19 protein-coding genes are annotated in these 20,288 nt (G+C 60.4%); 6 read left to right on the top strand and 13 right to left on the bottom strand.

Annotated features, from left to right (window positions below):
* Window positions 1–50 precede the first annotated feature (50 nt).
* Window positions 51–245, top strand: a complete 195-nt coding sequence (locus EHF33_RS11485) for a hypothetical protein (RefSeq protein WP_124871540.1) — start codon at window positions 51–53, stop codon at window positions 243–245.
* A gap of 39 nt (window positions 246–284) precedes the next feature.
* Here the strand turns inward: EHF33_RS11485 and uvrB are convergent, their stop codons facing one another.
* A complete protein-coding gene (gene uvrB, locus EHF33_RS11490) occupies window positions 285–2,300 on the bottom strand; it encodes an excinuclease ABC subunit UvrB (protein ID WP_124871543.1) in 2,016 nt (671 codons plus the stop codon).
* 134 nt (window positions 2,301–2,434) lie between these two features.
* Between uvrB and EHF33_RS11495 the strand changes: the two genes are divergently transcribed.
* Window positions 2,435–3,034, top strand: a complete 600-nt coding sequence (locus tag EHF33_RS11495) for a YIP1 family protein (RefSeq protein WP_124871546.1) — start codon at window positions 2,435–2,437, stop codon at window positions 3,032–3,034.
* Between the two features lie 65 nt (window positions 3,035–3,099).
* On the opposite strand, the gene EHF33_RS11500 is transcribed toward EHF33_RS11495, so the two are convergent.
* From EHF33_RS11500 to EHF33_RS11530, 7 genes are all read right to left on the bottom strand, one after another.
* Window positions 3,100–3,933 (bottom strand): transglutaminase family protein, encoded by an 834-nt coding sequence (locus EHF33_RS11500; protein ID WP_124871550.1) that lies wholly within the window; start codon window positions 3,931–3,933, stop codon window positions 3,100–3,102.
* A 176-nt stretch (window positions 3,934–4,109) separates the two neighbouring features.
* On the bottom strand, window positions 4,110–5,045 hold the full coding sequence (locus tag EHF33_RS11505) for an alpha-E domain-containing protein (protein WP_124871553.1): 936 nt from the start codon (window positions 5,043–5,045) through the stop codon (window positions 4,110–4,112).
* A complete protein-coding gene (locus EHF33_RS11510; protein ID WP_124871556.1) occupies window positions 5,045–6,916 on the bottom strand; it encodes a circularly permuted type 2 ATP-grasp protein in 1,872 nt (623 codons plus the stop codon). The genes EHF33_RS11505 and EHF33_RS11510 overlap by 1 nt, the downstream gene beginning before the upstream one ends.
* Before the next feature lie 239 nt (window positions 6,917–7,155).
* Complete coding sequence (locus EHF33_RS11515; protein ID WP_124871559.1) at window positions 7,156–7,815, bottom strand: response regulator transcription factor; 660 nt, start codon at window positions 7,813–7,815, stop codon at window positions 7,156–7,158.
* Window positions 7,816–7,870: 55 nt separating this feature from the next.
* Window positions 7,871–8,242, bottom strand: coding sequence for a hypothetical protein (locus EHF33_RS11520; protein ID WP_241191150.1), 372 nt, complete (start codon window positions 8,240–8,242; stop codon window positions 7,871–7,873).
* 240 nt (window positions 8,243–8,482) lie between these two features.
* A complete protein-coding gene (locus EHF33_RS11525) occupies window positions 8,483–10,447 on the bottom strand; it encodes an ABC transporter ATP-binding protein (RefSeq protein ID WP_124871562.1) in 1,965 nt (654 codons plus the stop codon).
* Window positions 10,444–12,264, bottom strand: a complete 1,821-nt coding sequence (locus EHF33_RS11530; RefSeq protein ID WP_124871564.1) for an ABC transporter ATP-binding protein — start codon at window positions 12,262–12,264, stop codon at window positions 10,444–10,446. Before EHF33_RS11530 ends, EHF33_RS11525 begins: the two co-directional genes overlap by 4 nt.
* 98 nt (window positions 12,265–12,362) lie before the next feature.
* Here EHF33_RS11530 and EHF33_RS11535 point away from each other — a divergent pair, with 98 nt between their 5' ends.
* Window positions 12,363–13,007 (top strand): hypothetical protein, encoded by a 645-nt coding sequence (locus EHF33_RS11535; RefSeq protein ID WP_124871566.1) that lies wholly within the window; start codon window positions 12,363–12,365, stop codon window positions 13,005–13,007.
* A 26-nt stretch (window positions 13,008–13,033) separates the two neighbouring features.
* Here the strand turns inward: EHF33_RS11535 and EHF33_RS11540 are convergent, their stop codons facing one another.
* From EHF33_RS11540 to EHF33_RS11550, 3 genes are all read right to left on the bottom strand, one after another.
* Window positions 13,034–13,486: a hypothetical protein gene (locus EHF33_RS11540; protein WP_124871569.1), complete on the bottom strand. Its 453-nt coding sequence runs from the start codon at window positions 13,484–13,486 to the stop codon at window positions 13,034–13,036.
* 206 nt (window positions 13,487–13,692) lie between these two features.
* Window positions 13,693–14,565 (bottom strand): metalloenzyme domain protein, encoded by an 873-nt coding sequence (locus EHF33_RS11545; protein WP_164473465.1) that lies wholly within the window; start codon window positions 14,563–14,565, stop codon window positions 13,693–13,695.
* Window positions 14,566–14,618: 53 nt separating this feature from the next.
* Complete coding sequence (locus EHF33_RS11550) at window positions 14,619–14,804, bottom strand: hypothetical protein (protein ID WP_124871572.1); 186 nt, start codon at window positions 14,802–14,804, stop codon at window positions 14,619–14,621.
* Between the two features lie 111 nt (window positions 14,805–14,915).
* On the opposite strand from EHF33_RS11550, the gene EHF33_RS11555 reads away from it, so the two are divergent.
* The 3 genes from EHF33_RS11555 to EHF33_RS11565 are packed head-to-tail and all read left to right on the top strand — an operon-like array spanning window position 14,916 to window position 18,664.
* Complete coding sequence (locus tag EHF33_RS11555) at window positions 14,916–16,463, top strand: phytoene desaturase family protein (protein WP_124871575.1); 1,548 nt, start codon at window positions 14,916–14,918, stop codon at window positions 16,461–16,463.
* Between the two features lie 43 nt (window positions 16,464–16,506).
* On the top strand, window positions 16,507–18,024 hold the full coding sequence (locus EHF33_RS21745; protein WP_124871578.1) for a carotenoid biosynthesis protein: 1,518 nt from the start codon (window positions 16,507–16,509) through the stop codon (window positions 18,022–18,024).
* The gene (locus EHF33_RS11565; protein WP_241191151.1) at window positions 18,008–18,664 is read left to right on the top strand and encodes a lysophospholipid acyltransferase family protein; all 657 of its coding nucleotides are present in this window, start codon (window positions 18,008–18,010) and stop codon (window positions 18,662–18,664) included. The genes EHF33_RS21745 and EHF33_RS11565 overlap by 17 nt, the downstream gene beginning before the upstream one ends.
* 89 nt (window positions 18,665–18,753) lie before the next feature.
* Here EHF33_RS11565 and EHF33_RS11570 read toward each other — a convergent pair whose 3' ends face one another.
* Window positions 18,754–19,857, bottom strand: coding sequence for a permease prefix domain 1-containing protein (locus EHF33_RS11570; RefSeq protein WP_124871581.1), 1,104 nt, complete (start codon window positions 19,855–19,857; stop codon window positions 18,754–18,756).
* Window positions 19,854–20,228 (bottom strand): PadR family transcriptional regulator, encoded by a 375-nt coding sequence (locus tag EHF33_RS11575; RefSeq protein ID WP_124871585.1) that lies wholly within the window; start codon window positions 20,226–20,228, stop codon window positions 19,854–19,856. The genes EHF33_RS11570 and EHF33_RS11575 overlap by 4 nt, the downstream gene beginning before the upstream one ends.
* Window positions 20,229–20,288 lie beyond the last annotated feature (60 nt).

Raw genomic sequence — 20,288 nt, forward strand, 5'->3', positions numbered from 1 at the left:
AGAAGGGCCGAACAGGGAAACTTGTTCGGCCCTTCTCCTATGCTGTGAGGGTGAGTGAATTCGAAGTGTACTTGGCTGCTGAAGCCCGCCGTCTCAACCTCTCGCCGCTGACTTTAGACTGGGCCAGCCCCGAGGTCTTGCACGCCTACTGCCAATTGGTCATGCGCGAGCTGGCAGCGCGGGGACTCTTGGAAGGCGAAGTAGAGATTGGCTGCCACGCGGCGGCACGGGCGACGGGAAACTAATTTCAGGCAATCGCGATATAGCTGCCCGTCACTTTTGACTCAGCGCCGCCCGCGCTTTCTGACTTTCTGACCCGGCACGGTGGGCTGCTCAAAGTTCTTGCCCTGCAATTTGGCCTCAATGCTGCGAATCTGGTCGCGCAGGGAAGCGGCCAGCTCAAAGTCCAAGTCCTCGGAGGCTTGCCACATGTCCAGCTCAAGGTCGGTGAGTTGAATGGTCAGGGCGTCGCGGTCATTGCTCAAATCGCCGGAAGCGGGCAACTCGGCCACTTCCTCACCGCGAATGACGTTTCTGACTCCCTTGATGATGGTGGTCGGGGTGATGCCGTGTTCCAAGTTGTAGGCGGTCTGCTTTTCGCGGCGGCGGTCGGTTTCGTCCATCGCGCTTTTCATGGCCGGGGTAATGCTGTCGCCGTACAAAATCACCTCGCCGCCGACGTTGCGGGCCGCCCGCCCGATGGTCTGAATCAGTGCCCGCTCGCTTCTGAGGAAGCCCGGCTTGTCGGCGTCCAGAATGGCGACCAGCGAGACTTCCGGCAAGTCCAGTCCTTCGCGCAGGAGGTTGATGCCGATCAGTACGTCATAGTGACCCAACCGCAAATCCCGAATGATGACCTGGCGCTCCACCGAGTCGATGTCCGAGTGCATGTAGCGGGCACGTACGCCACGCTCCAACAGGTACTCGGTGAGGTCTTCGGACATCCGCTTGGTCAAGGTGGTGATGAGCACCCGCTCGCCCTTTTCGGCACGGCCCCGAATCATGCCCAGCAGGTCGTCAATTTGGCCCTGAATCGGGCGAACTGTTACGGGCGGGTCAACCAGTCCGGTGGGTCGAATAATTTGATCGGCGATGCTGTCACTGACCTCACGCTCAAAAGGGCCGGGTGTGGCCGAAACAAACACGGTTTGACCCGTTTTCTCCAAAAATTCCTGAAAGTTTAGCGGGCGGTTATCCATGGCCGAGGGCAGCCGGAAGCCGTAATCGACCAGCGTTTGCTTGCGGGCCCTGTCACCGTTGGCCATCCCGCCGATTTGCGGCACCGTTACGTGCGATTCGTCAATGAACGTCACAAAATCTTCCGGAAAGTAATCCAACATGGTAAAGGGCGTTTCGCCAGGCCTGCGGCCATCCACGTGCCGCGAGTAGTTTTCGATGCCGGAGCAGTAGCCCAGCACTTTCATCATTTCCAAGTCGTAGAGGGTGCGCTCTTTAAGGCGCTGCGCTTCCAAGAGTTTGCCCACCGAGTTGAAGTACTCTAACCGCTCGTCTAACTCTTGCTGGATGGTAACAATAGAGCGCTCGACGTTGCTGGCACTGGCGACATAGTGTTTGGCTGGATAAATCACGCTGGCATCCAAGTCACCGAGTTTGTCGCCGGTCAACGAATGCACAATCTGGATTTTCTCGATTTCGTCACCGAAAAGCTGAATCCGCAGCGGCTGTTCATCATAGCTGGGCCAGATTTCAATGATCTCGCCTTTGGCCCTGAAACGTCCGGCGGACAGTTCAATGTCATTGCGCTCGTACTGCATCGAGATCAAACGGCTCAACATCTCGTCGCGGCTCATCTGTTCGCCGACCTTCAGCAAAATGTTGAGTGCCCTGTATTCGGCAGGATCGCCGAGGCCGTAAATACAGCTCACCGAAGCCACCACGATGGTGTCGCGGCGGGTCAGCAAGTTGCGGGTGGCCGAATGGCGCAGCCGCTCGATTTCTTGGTTGATGGCGGCGTCTTTTTCGATAAACAGATCTTTGCCCGGCACATACGCTTCTGGCTGATAATAATCGTAATACGAGATAAAAAACTCGACGGCGGCTGTCGGAAAAAACTCGCGGAACTCAGCGGCGAGTTGGGCCGTCAGGATTTTGTTGGGAGCCATGATCAGGGCTGGGCGTCCAGTTTTTTCGATGACTTGGGCCACGCTGTACGTTTTACCGGTGCCCGTCGCGCCGAGGAGGGTCTGAAAGCGCAGACCGCTGTCTAGGCCGTCTACCAAGCTGCGAATGGCGGTTGGCTGATCGCCTGCGGGCGTGTACTCGGACTCGACCTTAAGCATCCCGCCAGCTTAGCGCAAATTACGGCCCAAACAGAAGGGGCAAGTCGGATTGCGCCGTCAACAATTTGAGAACGTTCAAGTTTTGCCCAAGCTCTTGACGCAACTTTGACGGCCCAGCCCTCATAATTAGCAGTATGCAAAAGTCTCCTCAGATTAGCGCCGGTATCCAAGACATGTTTAGCCAGAGTACAGCGGTGCTGAGCCAGCCGAGCGTGTCCACTTTCGAGCGCTTTGAGCAGCGGGGCGGGGTGCAGCAAGCCTACATCTACGTGATGGTCGCGGCGGTGGTGTCGGCGCTGATCGCCGCTTTCTTCGCGCTCTTTCACAGTGAGGTTACTTTTTTTGGTCAGCTCTTCAGCCGTCTTATTCTCGTTCCGCTGGGCTTTGCTGTTTTTACCGGAGCGGTTTATTACATCGGCAAGGCGCTGTTTAAAGGAACGGGAACCTACGCTGAAGTTGCCTACACCTTTTCTCTCTTCTTTGTGCCGATGAGTATTCTGGGAACTTTGATTGGTGTTATTCCCGTTATCGGCTTTCTGGCTGCCATTCTCATCTCTTTAGCCAATATGTATTTCGGCTTTCTGGCAGTGCAGTCCAGCATGAATATTCGCACCAACGGCGAAGCGCTCGCACTTTTGGTGCTGTCCGGCGTGGCCTACTTCTTGGTTTCTGTGATTGTCGGCGGCTTTTTGGCCAGTCTCTTTATCGCCAGAGCTGTTCTCAGCGGCGTTTAACTCCCCTTTACACCGAAGCCGCTGCCTTTCAATGAGGCGGCGGCTTTTTGCTGGAGAGCTGCTTTTTACTGCTGCTGCTCACCGTAAACCCGCACTTCCACGTCCAAGCGGCCCTGCCCGCCGCCGTAAAAGGTGCCGCGCACAGGCGACACGTCGGGGTAATCGCGCCCGTGACCGATCTTGATGTGCTTTTCTCCGGCCAGCACGTCGTTGGTCGGATCGAAACCCACCCAGCCCGCGCCGGGGATCAGCACTTCTGGCCAGGCGTGGGTGGCGTCTGCGCCGATCATCTCGCCGCCGGAATACAGGTAGCCGCTGACGTAGCGGGCCGGGATGCCCAGCGTGCGGCAGACCCCCAGCATGGCGTGGGTAAAATCTTGGCAAACGCCCTGCTGTAACTTGGCAAACTCCTGAATGGTGGTGCGGACGCTGGTGGCTCCGGGCTTGTAGCTGAACTGATGAAAAAATTGGTGGGTCAGATCGGTTAAAAAAGCCGAGAGATCATCGTTGGGGCCAGGGCGGGCCACGCCGAAGATCTCGGGCCAGTCGCCTTTGGGTACACGCGGGCTGGCAATCAAAAACTCGGTGACTTCGCTGCGCAGGTCGTCGAGGGCGCTCAGCGGCACAGGCGGCGGCACTGTCAGCGGCTTGGTGGTGACCAGCGCCTGCGCCTCGATCCGCAGCACTTGGTGGCGCTCGTGAACGTGAACGTGATGCACGATGGAGCCGAAATAATCGCGGTGGGTGGTGACGCTGCTCGCTTCTGGATCCACCAGCAAATGGAAGCTCTTGAGTTGCTGGCGGGCGCTGGCCTCGGGGTGCAGGCGCACTTCGTTAAACGAATCCCAAGCGGGTTCTTTATAGACGTATTCGGTGACGTGACGGATATCGGCGCGCATAACTCTCCGGTGAGGATACGGGAAAACGGCGGGCAAAACAGGTCATGAATCAGAACGCCGCTGGGTTGACGACTTGCCTGCGCCCACCTGTCCTCAAAAGAAGGTAAACCAGCCGCCCTGACAACATAGGCACGCTTCGCTGCATTGGGGTTGCGGATCCGTGAAAGCAGAGAGGCTCAAACCGTGAAATAGGCCGCGTAAATCGCGGAGCCGACGGCGTTGAAGTCGCTCAGCAAGGTGTCGAGGCCGGGCGACTGCCGCTCTAAGATGTCGTCCACATTGGCGTGCTCCAAGCGGGCCATCAGCCATTTGGCCTCGCGCAGCAGCTCGGGGTGAGACTTGGGATGAATGCGCTCGATTTGGGCCAAAGCGTCGTGCAAGTTCTCGCCGCAGTAGCGCACGCTGCGCGGAAAATAGCCGTTGAGCAGCAAAAACTTGGCGATGGTGCGCGGGTCGAGGCCGCCGTGTTCGCTTTTGCGGTAAGCCTCGTACGCCGAGACCGTTTTGAGCACCGCCATCCAGCGGTGGTTGTCCACGGCGGCCTGCGCGGGGCTGCTGGGGCTGCGGACGCTGTAGCGCACCTGCAGGAGCCGCAGCAAATTGTCGCCGCGCTCGAGCATTTGACCTGCCCGCATAAACGACCAACCCTCGTCGCGCGGCAACGTGGCAAAAGCAATGCCGAAAAACATCTGCGAAGCGTCGCGGGCCGCCGAGCAGTATTCGAACAGACCGTCGCTGGCCAGCACATCGACGTTCTGAAAGCACAGATTGAGGTAAGCCAGATTGAGTTCTTCCCACATCTCGCTGGGAATCCGGTCGCGCAGGCCACGCGCATTTTCGCGGGCGCGGGAAAGGCTCGACGCGATGCTCGACGGATTGCGGCGGTCGAAAGCCAGCCAAGCCGCCACGTTGTGGGCATCGGCGCGGCCATAGTGCTCGGCAAAGCCGGCCTTTGTGCCGGAAATCTCCAATAGGGGTCGCCACTCCTCGCTGACCCGCCCGCCCGCTTCCAAGGTGGCGTAATAGTTGACGTTGAGCAGGCGGGCAGTGTTCTCGGCCCGCTCGACGTAGCGGCCAATCCAGTACAGCGATTCGGCTAAGCGCGAGAGCATTACACGTCTCCTTGCTGATCGGGTTGTTCGATGCCCGGCACGGTGGCGGGGTCAGGGACTTGATCTGAATGGGCAACCCCCACGTGGCCGCTTTGCTCGGCGAGTTGCTCGGGCAGTTCGGTTCCCGGCAAAAAGCGGTGCTGCTGATGGGTGTCCTCGGGGGGCGGCTCGGCTGAGTTGAGGGGCAAAGCGCCCAGCGGCGGCTCCTGCTCTCCTTGCTGAGCCTGACTTTGACTCTGGGTGCCGCCCCCGCTTTGCGACTGGCTTTGCGATTGCGACTGGCCCGCTGCGGCCTCATCTAGCGGCGCGTTTTGCAAGTGGCGCTGGGCTGGCCCCGACGCTCCGCCCAGCGGCCAGTGCGGCTGACCCGGCGAGACGAGACCGCCTTGCAGCGGTGCACCTTGAAACTGGCTTTGAATCTGGGCGTTCACCGGGCCGTCGTGATCCAGCACCCAAGTGTCTTTGGAGCCGCCGCCCTGCGAGGAATTGACCACCAACGAGCCGCGCTTGAGCGCCACCCGCGTCAGGCCGCCGGGGATAATGGAAACGTCTTGGCCCACCAGAATGTAAGGGCGCAGGTCTATGTGGGCCGCCTCGAAATCACCGGAATCCGGATAAAAGGTGGGGTGACGCGACAAGCCCACCACCGGCTGTCCGATGTAGTTGCGGGGATTTTCGCGCACCTGCACCAAGAAGTCCGTCACTTCCTGCTGGGTGGAGGCCGGGCCGATCAGCATGCCGTAGCCGCCCGCCTCGCCCACCGCCTTGATCACCAGTTCCGAGGCGTTTTCGAGCATGTACCCGAGTTGGTCTTTGTCCCAGCCCAGATACGTGGGAACGTTGCCCAAGATGGCCTTCTCACCGAGGTAATACTCGATCATCTGCGGCACGTAGGCGTAAACGGCTTTGTCGTCGGCCACGCCCGCGCCGATGGCGTTGGCAATGGCGACCCGGCCCTGACGGTACACCTCCACCAAGCCCGGCACGCCCAGCGCCGAGTCGCGCCGGAAGGTCAGCGGATCGAGGAATTCGTCGTCGACGCGGCGGTAGATCACGTCCACTTGGGTGCGCCCGTTGGTGGTCCGCATCCAGACGCGGCCATTGTCCACAAACAAATCACGGCCCTCGACGAGTTCGACGCCCATCTGCTGAGCGAGGTAAGCGTGCTCAAAGTAAGCGCTGTTGTACATCCCCGGCGTCAGCAGCACCACGGTGGCTTCCGGCGCACGCGGGCTGAGCGAACTGAGCACGCGCAGCAGTTCGTTGGGGTAGTGCTGCACCGTCCGTACGCCCTGCGAATCGAACATGCCCGGATAGATGCGGGTCATGGCGGCGCGGTTGGCCAGCAGGTAGCTCACGCCGCTGGGCGAGCGCAAATTGTCTTCCAAAACCAGATAGTTGCCCTGCTCATCGCGGATCAAATCGCTGCCGACGATGTGGGTATACACGCCCAGCGGCACTTTGAGGCCGTGAACTTCGCGCCGGAAGTGGCTCGACGAATACACCAACTCGCTGGGAATGATTCCTTCCTTAAGGATCTGGGCGTCGCTGTAAATGTCGCGCAAAAAGGCATTGAGCGCCTTGACGCGCTGGGTCAGGCCCGCTTCCAAAGTGGCCCACTCGCTCGCCGGGATGATGCGCGGCACCGGATCAAACGGAAAGGTGCGCTCGGTTCCGGCACTGTCGCCGTAGACGGTAAAGGTGATGCCTTGGTTGCGAAAAGCCAAGTCGAGCAATGAGCGCCGCCGCTCAAATTCCGGGACACCGAGGCGCTCTAAATACGCTTGCACGCCCTGATAATGGGGCCTGACCGCGCCGTCCGGGGTAAACATCTCATCAAAAAAACGTTCTCCCTGCTGGTAATTTTGCATGTCCTTCCTCCCGAAACGTGCGTTCAGGATAGCGGAATGCGGCGCGGGCCGTTAAGTTCGATCCAAAGAATTTGCTCACGCTATGGGCCTCACGGGTGCGGTGGGCCGAGTTGCACAGGAAGTGAGGATAAACGCCTGACCCACACATAAGCCGGAAACCTACAATCGTCAGGCTTCCGGCTTATGTGTGGAGAGGTGAAGCTCGGCGGCGTGCTGAACTCGGGATTCGGCGCGGACGCCTACGCCTGCAAGACGTAGCCGACGTTGCGGATGGTGCGAACCCTCAGGGTGCTGCCCACCGATTCCAGTTTTTTGCGGAGCTGCGAAATTCGCACTTCCACGCTGTTGGAGTTGGGCGTTTCCCAGCCGTAGAGGTGAGATTCGATGTCGGCCCGCGAAAAGACCCGCTCGGGCGTCCTCATCATCAGCTCCAGGATGCGCGACTCGTGCTCGGTGAGGTTGACGTGCTGCTCCTCGGCGGTGAGTGTCAGACTACTGGTCGACAAGCTGGTGTTGCCCAGATTGACGCTACCGCCCGAAGCGGTGCGCCGCAGCAGAGCGCTGATGCGGGCGTCAAGTTCGGGCATGGCAAACGGCTTGGTGAGGTAATCGTCGGCTCCGGCATTGAGCCCCGCGACCCGCTCCTGCACGTGGCTGCGGGCCGAGAGCACCAAAACCGGTGTCGAGCTGTACTGCCGCAGCGACTGCACCAAGTCCAGGCCGTTGCCGTCGGGCAAGTTGAGATCGAGCAAAATCAGTTGGGCGCTGTGCGTGCCCAGCCAATTTTGGGCCTCGGCCAGGGTGGCGGCGTGAAAGACCTGATAATCCGCGCTGAGGTAATCGCGCAGCAGCGGCCCCAAATGGGGATCGTCCTCGACAATCAAAATCTGTGAGAGCATAACCACTCCTTTGGGAAGCGCGGGCGGGGGAGACGGGAGAGCAGGCCGGCGAATGTTACTTCTTGGGGTCTTTTTCAGGCGCAGTTTTGAGGCCCGGCAAACTCACGTTTTGCCCGGCACTTTGCACCGATAAATTCAGTTTGAAGCTGCCCAAAAATTTACTCAGCGTGACATTCTCGGTGTTGTCGGGGACATTGATGTTGAGGACACCATTTTTGAGGAGGCCGTCATAGCGGGGAGCCAGGCCGCTGTAAGCCGCCTTTTCGGTGCTGTCGCGGGCAAAGAGAACCACCACCGGGCCGCTGTAATCGGTCACGAGTTGCAAATTGAGTTTGCTGGCGCTGACTTCACCGTAGCCGAGCTTGGTCTGCAAATCTCTGTCCCAGACAATGACTTGCAGCGCTCCTGCGCTGGCGGACAGCAACATGGCGAAAAGGAAAATCAGGGCGGGGCGTTTCATCATCATAAATACCGACACTTTTACAGAATTTGACTCACCGCTCAGTAAGCGTTTAGACGCTGGTATAGTCTACGGTCTGGTAAGCCGTTCACCAACTTTCACGTTAGGGGGCAACGCTTAACCCCCCAACTGGGCGGCGGCGGCGCTGCTCAGCCTTAATTTAACGGGTGAACCTGACTCCGCTATGACAGGCTGAGTGCGTCAGCCTTAAAGGTTGGGAGCCAACCCGGGCTGCGCGTCAAGGTCGGTTTCCGCGCTTTCCACCTCTGCGCTCCCCACTTCGCCACTCCCCACCTCACCACTCCCCACCTCACCACTCCACAGCGCCTGCATTTGCCCGCTGCGGGAAAGCAGTTCGCCCAACTGGCCTTGATCCACGACGCGGCCTTCATCCAGCACGATGATCCGGTCGGCCCGCAGCAGGGCGGCGCGTCGGTGCGAGACCACCAAGCAGGTGGCGTCGGGGAGTTCACCCGCCAGGCCCGCCCAGAGTTGGCGCTCGGTTTCGGCGTCGAGGGCGCTGGAGACGTCATCAAAGATCAGCAGATCGGCTTGCTGCGCCAGCATCCGCGCCACGGCTGAGCGCTGGAGTTGCCCGCCCGACAGTTTGACGCCCCGCGCTCCGACTTGGGTCGATAAGCCCTGCGGCAACTCGCTCAAATCCTGCTGCATGACGGCCAATTTAAGCGCCTGTGCCAGAGCGCTGCCGTCTTCGTCGGGTGCGCCCATCAGCACGTTGTCTCTCAGGCTGTCGCTGAACAGTTGCGGCAACTGCGCAGTGTAGGCGCTGCGGGGCGGCACAAAAAATGAAGCGGGATCGCTGACGACGTCCCCGTTCCAAGTGATCTCGCCGCCCGCCGGAATCAGGCCCAGCAGGGCGCGAACCAAAGTGCTTTTGCCGCTGCCGATGCGTCCGGTGATCACCACGAATTCGCCGCGTTTGAGGTCGAACGAAGCGTCGAGTATGCCGCGCCCGCTGTCATGCACGGCGCTGAGGTGACGCACCTGCAAGCTCTCGAACGGCGCGGCTTCACGGCGTGGGGGCACGGCCGGCGGCCCGCCCTCCAAATTCTCCTTGTCCAGATACAGCGGGTGGTGGGCCACCATTTCGCTCATCGGCGCGTCTTGCAGGAGACGCTGCATCCGCTCAAAGCTGACCCCGGTGCGGCGGTGGCGGGCGATCATGTCGCCGAAGTAACCCATCGAGCCGGTTAGGCGCGGCAGCAGCGCAAAAAACAGCACGAAGTCGCCGATGGTCATCTGCCCTTTCAAGATCAGGTTTGCGCCCAGCAGCAGCACCGCGCCCACGCCGAGGTTGATCATGTTGATGTTGACGCCTTTGATCAGCTCGGTCAGCAGCACGTCTCTCAGCGCCGCCGCCTTGCGGGTTTCGCCCAAGTCGCTGAGGTGCCCCACCATCTGCGTCTCACGCGCCGAGAGCTTGACGGCGCTGACGGCCCCGAAGGTTTCGCCGATAAAGTCGGTGACGCGGGCGGTGGCCTGACGCATCCGGCGGCGGTAACTGCGAATTTGCGGTGTGAGGCGCTGCACGAAAATGATCACCAGCAGCAGGGGAGCGCAGATGACCAAGGTGATGGTGGAATCGACCCGCCACATCAGGGTGATGGCAATGACGCTGTAAAGCAGGAATCCGCCCGCGTCTAGCCAGGCTTCGGTGTTGGCGGCCACGTCGTCCACGTCGTCGCGGAAGCGGCTGACCGCCTCGGCGGGGGTGTCGGGGAGGCGGCGCGAACCGGAAGCCAGCAGCAGGTGGGCCAGCAAATTGCGGCGCAGCAAAGCGTCTAAGGTAAACCAAATTTTGAACCACGCCCGAACTGCGAAGTAAAACACCCCGAAGCGGGCAAAGCGGGCGGCAGCGAAGTACGCGACGGCCAGCCAAGCCGCCGTGATCGCGGTTTGCCGAACCGAGGCTGCTTGTCCCGCGCTGCCTAAAGTCTGGGCCTCGCCCAAGTGAGCAAAAATCCTTGAGACGAAATAGCTGAAAATGGCGGGCAAGGTGTGAAAGCTCGTCCAAGCCGCCACGTTGAAGGCAAACAGCGCAGGCTTGTAAGCAAACAAGCGGCGCATCAACTTGAGGGTCGGGACTTCGGCCGCTGTGGGGGAGGTGACGACTGTTGGGGAGGCCACTTTGGAAGAAGCGGGAGCGCTCATGCCAGCACCTCACGGATTTCGGCAGCCAAATCGGCGGGCAAGTCGTCGAGTTCGCTGTACTGGGCGGCGGCCAGCAGCTTGGCGTACTGGCTGTTGGGGTCGCGGGCCAGCTGCTCACGTGTACCGAATTCCAGCACTTTTCCCGCGCCCAGCACCAAGATGTCGTCGGCGCGGGCCACTGTGTCGAGGCGGTGGGCAATCACGACGGCGCTGCGGCTGGTCAGGAGGCGCTGCATGGCCGCCGTCAATCGGGCTTCGGTGGCTGGATCGAGGCGGCTGCTGGGTTCGTCGAGCAAAATCACGCCGGGGTCTTGCAGCATCACGCGGGCAAAGGCCAGCAGTTGCGCTTCGCCAGCCGACAAGCTGCCGGCTGGCAAACGGGTACTCAGGCCCTCTGGTAAGCTCTCGGCCCAGCCCAGTAAGCCGACTTCGGCCAGCGCTTCCCGCACCCTCTCGTCGGGGATGTGAGCGTCGAAAAAAGTCAGGTTGTCGCGCACCGAAGCTTGAAAGAGTTGCACGTCTTGAGTCACCACCGCGATTCGGCTTCTTAGCGAGGTCAGATCGGCGTCCACGGTCGACACGCCGCCCAGCTTGACGCGGCCGGAAGTCGGATCGTAGAGGCGCGACACCAAGCGGGTCAGGGTGGATTTGCCGCTGCCGGTACGGCCCAGCAGGCCCAAGGTGCGGCCCGCGCCGAGCGTGAAGGTGAGGTGGCTCAGCACGCGGGCGTCGTCCTCGCCTTCGTAGGCAAACGACACGTCCTCAAATTCCAGGGACAGCGCTCCGGCGGGCAAGTGCTGTGTGCCGGACGGCAACGCGGACGTGAGGCTCAGGATTTCACCGACCCGCAGCAAGCTGGCCCCGGCTTTTTGCACGTCTTGAAGCTGCTGGGTCAGCTGGTCAATCGGCTCTTCGACCATGCTCATGTACTGGTAGAGCAGCAGCGCCGTGCCGATGGTGATCGCGCCCGAACCGTACAGGCCCACCGCTGCGCCGATGACGCCGACGTAGCCGAGGGTAAACATCAACATGCTGAATTGCCAAACCGCCGTCCGCTCGACGCCCGCCGTCATCAGGCGCTGAAAATAGCCGCGTTGCACGCCCAAAAACTTGCGAAGGGTGTACTCGCCGCCGCCGAGTGAGCGCACGTCGTCTAAGCCCGACAAGCGCTCCTCGATAAAGCCGAACAACTTGGCGCTGCCCTCGCGCTCGTGGCGGGTGGGTTCGATCCCGCGCCGCCGCACGTGGTTCATTCCGTAGAGCGTCAGCGCCACGAACGCCAGTACGCCGAGGCCCAGCCAGGCTTCTTCCCTGAAAAACATCACCACGCTGCCGGTCAGCAGCAAAGCCGCGCCGAATACCCGCACCGCGAACTGCGAAAAAAAGTTGCTGAGCGCTGTGACGTCGCCGTCGATGCGCTCGATCATTTCGCCGGGGGTGCGCTCTTTGTGGTAGCTCATGTCCAGCGAGAGCAGGTGGGCCAGTAAGTCGCTCCGGAGGCGGTTGGTGGCACTCCAACCAATGATGGCTCCCAGATAGGTTGCGCCCGCTGAGAGCAGCTGCACCACCAAGGCCACGCCGATATAGCTCAGGCTCAGGCGGGTCAGGCTGGGCAAAGCGCTCAGGCCCGCGCCGTTTTTGCCGAGCGCCGCCGTCGCCGTATCGACAAAGCGGGCGATCAGTTGCGGCAAAGTCAGGGTCAGCAGCACACTGCCGATCAGGAGAGCGGCCAGCAGCAGTACACGCGGCCACATCGGCAGCAGATAAGTTCCCAGCACTCTGAGGGCTGGAGCGGAAGAAGCAGCGGGCGCAGACATCTGTTTAGACTACGCCTAGAGCGTAAAGGACGCATACGCCAGATGGCGGGGTGGGGTATCCCGTTGTAGACCATTTACCGTTTTGCTAGCGTCTGCTTGTGCAGGGTTCATCTGGCTCGGCCACACCAAAACCACCCTCTTATGCACTGGGAATGTTGCTCAATATGGTCTTGCCTGGCAGCGGCTTTAGCTATCTGGGAAACTGGAGAAAGCATTTAAGCTGGATGCAGACTTTTGTGTGGGTGATCTATGCGGACAGTTATTTCTGGCATCTGGGACTCTGGGTGCTGGTATTTCCTGTGCTGACTTGGCTGGCAATACAGGTGAATTATCACGTTATGTATGGGCTATGGAAGCTCCAAGGTTGGCCCCCTTTGCAGAACACCAACAAAGTTGCTGTGATCGGCCTCCATTCGCTCGCTAGTGTTTCAATAATTGCCGTCATGCTGGCTATCCTACTTTCCATGGCGTCGAACGAAAGACAAAAATCTGGTGAATCAAATTTACAGAATTGTGCCCAGCGGTTGAAAAATATCCAAATAGATTACAGGAAATCCCGAGGCATCTACGCAAATCAAAACCAATTGGTCGGAAAATACACTCTGGTATGCAATGGAAATTTTGGTATGACACAGCTGGCCGAATCAACCAAAGATGATTTTACTTTCAGGCTAAATGACGCGAATCAGACAAATTATTTTATCACACCAGACTCCTCATCGAAGAATGCTACTTTTAAATAAGATTTTTGATTGAATTATCATACTGTTCAGCGAATACCCACCGCTACGCCGTCCATCATCAGTTGCTCGTTGAGATTCTTGCCGTTTTTCCACAGCAGTACGCTTTGAATCTTGCCTTTCTCCACGATTTCAGCTTGGATTCTGGCTCCTTCCGGCACGTACATATTTAAAACGCCTGCCAAAGCGGTTCTGACTTTGACGCCGGCCAAACGGGTTTTGAGCATGACCGAGCCGTATTTGAGGATGATGTAGCCGTCGGCGTCGACTTTGTCAAAGGTAACGCCGATTTTGACTCGGTTCTTATCGTCTTGCTGCTGCACGGCTTGCCAGCTCATCGGCGCAGCGGTGTTGACGGCGGTGGTTTTGGTTGTGGCACTTTCAGCTTGAGCAGCGCCGTAAACGAGTGCGGCCGATACCAGAACAAAGCAGACCCTACGGTGAGAAAGCAGATGGAACGCAGCAGGTTCATTGACAGTCATGTTTCTCCTTAATCGCAAACCATTTCAAGTTCAGTCATTCTCACGGAACACGACGTTCAGATCACGGCACCTCGCACAAGTGGAAGTGGTCGGTGGCTGCGGCGCTCAGGGAGGAGCGGTGACTCAGCTCAAATCCGTAGCGCTGACTTTTTGAAGGTGACTGAACGGCAAAAACAGTTTAGGAAAAGGCGTCTTGCATTCCCCTTTCAGCTGTGCGTCCGCTCAAGCAGCCCGAACCAACCAGCCATCACTGCTCCCGCCTGCACGATGTCGTGGGGACGGCCCAAGTCCACGCCGCTGCCCGCAAACGGCACCCGCGCGGTGGTGTGCGACTTGATACGCAAATCTTCAAAGTTGCCGTGATCGCTGCTGATGACGGCCCGCCCGCCCGCGCCGAGAACGCCGCCCAAAAAAGCGTCGAGGTGCTGCATGTAGCGCCGACCCGCCGCGCCCAGTTCCGGCGGCGCGTCCGGTTTGCCTTCGTGGCCGAGCAGGTCGCTGAGCCACAAATCCAGCACCAATAAATCGCGGTGCTGGGCTGCCCTCGCCACTTGCTCACCCATATAAGCCAACTCGCTCAAGGTCTGGGTGGCCGCCCACGGTGAGCCGTAACGCAGGCCCAAAGTTGGGGAAATGCTGGGCAAGTCGAGCGGATTGAGGGCCAAGCCTGCAGCCAGAAAGCTGAACGGAAAACAGCCGTAGCGGGGGCGTTTGGCGTGGGCGGCAAAGTAACCCGGCGGATAAAAGTTGAGCAGCGCCGCGCTCAGGCCCGCCTGCTTTAAGCGTACCGGCAGCGCCGACTCACGCAGGAGGGCCTGCAAAGTGGGGCCGGGGTGCGGCCCGAAGTGTTCGCCCGCGCCGCCTTTGCCCATCAACCGCACCGCATTCTGCCCAGTCAGCCAGCAGCTCTGGCCAGTGCCAGACTGCGGCAGGCCCGCGACGCCCAAAGTGGTGTCAAGTGCGAGCCCAGCGTCAATGATGGGGCGCAGGGTGGGTAAGTCTTGTTCCCAGACCGAGCCGCTCGGCGCGTCTTCGGGGTGGCCCACGCCGTCTAAGGCCAACCAGATGACGCCGCTCATGGGCCTAATCTCATAGGCGCAGTCTCATTAGTGCAGTCTAGGCGCTCTGGGGGTTACTTTTTCTTCCAACTCCAGGCGCGGAGGGCGTCTACGGCAAACCAGATGGCCAGCACGCCCAGCAGGGCGGTGGCGATCCAACTGCGTTGTTGGGCGAAATAAATGGCAGTGCCGCCGCAGACCAGCGCCAACAGCACACTGAACAGCAGCACATACTTGACGGGAACGCGGCGTCCGAACATGACAAGAGCTTAACGCGCCGACTCTGGCCCAGTTCTGACAAAGGCGTGCTGACGAACAACCGCAAGACTTCTGACCTTCTGTGCCCACACCCCTCACGGCATAATGAGCAGATGCCCGATTTTGACGTACTGGTGATGGGCGCGGGTCACAACGCCCTGGTGACAGCGGCGTATGCCGCGCAAGCGGGCCTCAAGGTCGGCGTTTTTGAGCGGCGGCACATCGTCGGCGGAGCGGTGAGCACCGAAGAACTGGTGCCCGGCTACCGCTTCGACTACGGCGGCAGCGCCCACATTCTGATTCGGATGACCAAAGTGGTGCAGGAACTGGAACTCAGCCGTTACGGCCTGCATTACTTGGAAGTCGATCCGATGTTTCAGGCCTCCGATGGTGAAACGCCCTGGTTCATGTACCGCGACGCCGAGCGCACCATCGACGAACTCAACCAGATTTTCCCGGGGCAGGGCGACGCTTACCGCAAGTTCCTGTCTGACTGGACGCCGTTTGCCGACGCGGTGGCCGATCTGTTCAACTCCGCGCCCGGCCCGCTTGAACTCGGCAAGATGCTGGTCAACAGCGGCAAGGGCCGCGACATGAGCAGGCAACTCGCCACCATTTTGCGCCCTTACGGCGACGTGGCCCGCGAGACCTTCAGCGAAGAACGGGTGCGTGCGCCCCTGACCTGGATGGCCGCTCAGTCCGGCCCGCCCCCGTCCGACCCGCTCAGCGCTCCCTTTTTGCTGTGGCACCCGCTCTACCACCAGGGCGGCGTGGCGCGGCCCAAAGGTGGCAGCGGCGGCCTGACCAAAGCGCTCAGGTTGGCGATTGAAGAAAACGGCGGGCAAGTCTTTGTCAACGCTCCCGTCAAGCGGATTCTGGTGGAAAACGGCAAGGCCACCGGCATTGAACTCGAAGACGGCAGCCGCTTCACGGGCCGCTCGGTGGTGGCGGGCAGTCACATTCTGACCACTGCCGCCACTCTGCCCGACGAATATGTGCCGGAAGCGGCCAAGCGGGTGCGCGTCGGCAACGGCTTTGGGATGATTTTGCGGCTGGCCCTGAATGGCAAGGTCAAATACCGCAACCACACCGAGCCGGACTCGCGGGTGGCGCTGGGCCTGCTGATCAAAAACGAGCGCCAACTGATGAAGGCTTACGGCGAATACCTGGCCGGAGAACCCACCACCGACCCGCCGATCATCGCCATGAGTTTCAGCGCGGTGGACGACGCTCTGGCCCCTCCCGGCTGCGACGTGCTGTGGCTGTGGGCGCAGTATTACCCGTATGAGCTGGCGTCTGGAACGTGGGAAAGCCGGGTGGCCGAGGCCCGCGACAACATCCTGACCGCCTTCGAGCACTACGCCCCCGGCACCCGCGACATGATCGTGGGCGAACTGGTGCAGACCCCGCAGTGGCTGGAAAGCAATCTGGGCCTGCACCGGGGCAACGTGATGCACCTGGAGATGTCATTCGACCAGATGTTTTCGTTCCGGCCCTGGATGCAGGCCAGCCAGTACAAATGGCCGGGCGTCAAGGGGCTGTACCTGACCGGCGCGAGTACCCACCCCGGCGGCGGCATCATGGGCGCGTCGGGCCGGAACGCGGCGCGGGTGCTGATTCACGACATGACGCGGCGCAAAGTCTGGGGGCTGGGCAAATGAAGCGGGCGGGGGTGAATGAGCGGAGCGGCTGCCCTCTGTGGCCATGACTTACCTTCAGTACCACCTCACCTTCATCTTGCCGCTGCTGCTGCTGCTGATCGGCTTGACGTGGTGGCAAACCCGTCGGGGGCAGCCGGTAGCGGGAGAGTTCCGACCCGAGAACAAATGGGCCTGGACGACTTTTTTGCTGTTCCCGCTGATCCCCATGCTGTACACGACGCCTTGGGACAACTACTTGGTGTTCAAGCAGGTCTGGAATTATCCGCCGGAAAGGGTACTGGGCCGCCTGCTGTACGTGCCTTATGAGGAGTACGCCTTCTTCGCTTTGCAAACGCTGATCACGGGGCTGTGGCTGTACTTTTTGCTGCGGCGCTCCGGCCCGCCGCGCATTTCTGCCTCGCCGCTGCTGACGCGCTGGGGCTTGGCGGGTTTGTGGCTGGGTGTGGCGTTTGCGGGCGTGGTGATGCTGCGCTTTGAGCCGACCTTCTATATGGGGCTGATCTTGGCGTGGGCCGCTCCCGTTTTGGCAGGGCTGTCGGCTTTTGGCGGCGACTTGGTGATGGGCAGGCCGCGCCTGTTTTGGCTGGCGACCATCCCGCCGACTTTGTATTTGTGGGCCACTGATCTCTTTGCCATCCACAACGGTATCTGGAGCATTTCGCCGCGCTACACCCTCGGTTGGAATCTGGGCGGGGTCTTGCCCGTTGAGGAAATGATCTTTTTCCTGATCACCAACCTGCTGATCGCGACGGGCCTGATGGCCTTTTTACATCCGGTGGCGCTCACGCGGGTCAACGTCCTCAAACAGGTATTTCAGCCGTGGCAGGGCTTTTTGCTGCTCTACGCGTTGCTCAAAATTCCGGTTCCTTTGTGGCCGGACGGGTTCCCACTCCTCGGCACGCTGAGTACCGGGGCGCTCTTTTTGGCGGGCCTGAGTTGGGCTTGGCAGAAAGTCGGCCCGAAATCGCTGATTCTGGCGGCGCTGGCCTTTGGCGTCGGACTGGGCGTGGAAGTGCTGGGCACGCGCACCGGCTTTCCGTTTGGCAGCTACAGTTACGCGGGCGCACCGGGCCTCACCTTGCTGAGCGTGCCGCTGCTGGTGCCGCTGGGCTGGTTTGCCATGACTTTATCGGCGGCGCTGCTGACCAGGGGCCGCGCTTGGCTGGCGGGCCTGCTTTTGGTGGCGTGGGACATCGGCCTGGAGCCGCTGATGACCGCGCAGGGCTTTTGGGCTTGGAGTGACGCCAGAGCGCTGTGGGCTGGAGCGCCGATTCAAAACTTCGTGGGCTGGTGGGCGGTGGGCGCGGGGCTGGTGTGGGCCTTTGGCAAGATTGCGCCGGAACTGTATCAGGTTGTAGGCAAGGCGCAGGCCTCTCTCCCGGCTGATTTCCGCCTCGCCTACTTGATCGAAGCCGCTTTCTTGCCGTTCGGCTTGTTGCTGCTCGGCTTGCCGTTGGCGGCTCTTTTGACCGCTGTGGCAATGGGTGCGGCGGTTTGGGCAGTGCTGAGAAACAGTGCGGTCTCGGCCAAACGCGTGAGATCACATGACCAACCCACCTGACTTTTTTGAGTGGATGCTCAGAAGCACCATTCGCGCTCAGGTCAGAAGCGGTTTGCGCGGCTTGTGGGTGCGCGGCGAGTTGCCGTCAGGCGCGGCAGTGCTGGCTCCTTCGCATCACTCGTGGTGGGACGGGTACGTGCTGCGCGAAGTGGCTTGGCAACTCGGTCAACCGTTCTGCGTGCTGATGACCGAGCGGCAACTGTCTATTTTTCCGTTTCTGCGCCTCGTCGGGGCCATCGGCGCTCACGAACTGCGGCCCGCTTTAAGGGCCTCAAAGACTGGACACTGGGTGGTCGTTTTTCCCGAAGGCCGTTTGGAACCGCTCGGCAAGGTGCGGCGTATAGAAGCGGGCGCGGCGTGGCTGGCGGGGGCTTCCGGCGCGGCGCTGATTCCGGTGGCTCTCCGGGTGGTGCTGCGCGGCCAGCCCAAGCCCGAAGCGTACCTCCGTTTTGGACAGGCTGTCGCGGGGCCAGATTTGCCGGAAGCGCTTCAAGCTGAGCTTGATCTGCTGGACGCCGAACTGCTCGGCAGCGACCCGGAGCAGCCGCTGGCGGGATATTTGCGCTTGACCGGCGGGCCGAGTGTACGTGACGGACAACCGGACTTGGCGACACGTTGGCTGGCTCGCCTGACGCGCTGAGCTACGAGAAACAGTTGACAAATTTCAAAACAGCACCGCCCTCGGCACAGCCGCGAGAGGGCGGTCAAGGTCTGGGGTTGAACAAATTTTTAAGGACGCTGCACCGACTGAGTAGGCACGACGCTATAAGCATCCGGCCCGAAATGTCCGCTGAGTTCCAGAATCAGCGCCGGGGCGGGGTGGGCGGCGTCCCAGTGGTGGATTTTACCCGTGTCGCGGTAGGGATCGAGCGCGGCTTGAAAGGCGTTCACATCGGAATAAAGTTTGAAATGTTTGGCTTCGTTGTCCATCCTAAATTGCACTTGACCGTCTTTGGCTTGGTTGACATTGCTTTTCAAGATGATATTGCCGCTGTTCAGTAACTCTCCCCCGGTTTTCTGACTTGTCCAGTCGCCAAAAACAGGTGTCACGAAAGCGTAGACGGCATCTTTTTTGAAAGTGCCTTTGAAGGTGATGTCGCTGGTGTTGCCGTTGGGTTCCAAGCTGTTCATGACACTTCCAGCATTGAGTTTCGGCCCTGACATGATCAACGTCAGCGTATAGAGATCGTTGAGCACCCGCCAGTCATCCGTTTCAAGGTGAATGTTGGTTGCCCCAGCCGTTAATGTGGGATTTGTCCAGCCCCTCACGCGCACGTTGGCCCCGGTGTTTTTGAGAGTAGAAACGAGCAAATCCGTGTGCAGATAGGTTTTGCCCTCTTGACTCAGCGTTGCGCCCTTCCACTGGGCCGTATTGAGCGGATACTGGGAGCGCGGCGCATCCGGTACGGTAAGAGTAGCGGCGTTCGGCGGGCCGCTGAGTTCGCCGCCCGCTGTTTTGATGGAGTCCATCAGTTGCTCAAAATTGAGGTAACTGGACGGCCACATATTCTCCACACTGCCGTAAATACTTTTGACCTGTGCCAATCCCTGCGGCAAGGTGGTGAGCAGGGTGGTCGCCAGCAGCAAACTCAGCGCACCCGCTTTGCCCAGTGCCGGAACGGTATGCACGCCCAGCATTCCGCCGCTGACCCGCACGGGCGTGCCGAGTTCGCGCAAAGTTTGGCGCTCGGCATCTTCGGAACTCAGACCGCCCAGCCGGAACTCGGCCACCCGCTCGTTGATGTGCCCCTGCAATTCGGTTTGCAGTTCGCGCCGCGCTCGGCCCCACAGTCCCCGCGTGGCCGCCCTCAAATACCGCTCGGTCTGCTTCATGCTGTGCCTCCCAGTTGCATTGAATCCAGTTGCCACAACTTGCCGAGTTGCTGGCTGAACGTCTCAAACTCCCGCCGCCTGGCCTCCAATTCGCGCCCGCCACTTTCGGTCAGGGCGTAGACCTTGACCGGGCTGCCACTGCGCGGAGCCGGCTGAAATTCGCCGCGCACAAATCCGGCTTTTTCCAAGCGGTGCAGCGCCGGATACAAGCTGCCGACTTTCAAGTCGAAGTAGCCCTGGGTGCGCTCCTGCGCCTGCTTGCTGATTTCCAGACCGTATTTGGGCTGTCCCTGAATGATGCTCAGCAAAATGAGGTCGAGGTGGCCGCGCAGCAAATTGGCGTCGGGCGAGCTGGGTACGGAGCTGGACATAAGGGGAATCTCCTTTGATCGAAGTGCGGTATCGAAACGCTCTATCGTGTTCCTATATAC

It is taken from the genome of Deinococcus psychrotolerans (assembly GCF_003860465.1).
GTDB classification, from domain to species: domain Bacteria; phylum Deinococcota; class Deinococci; order Deinococcales; family Deinococcaceae; genus Deinococcus; species Deinococcus psychrotolerans.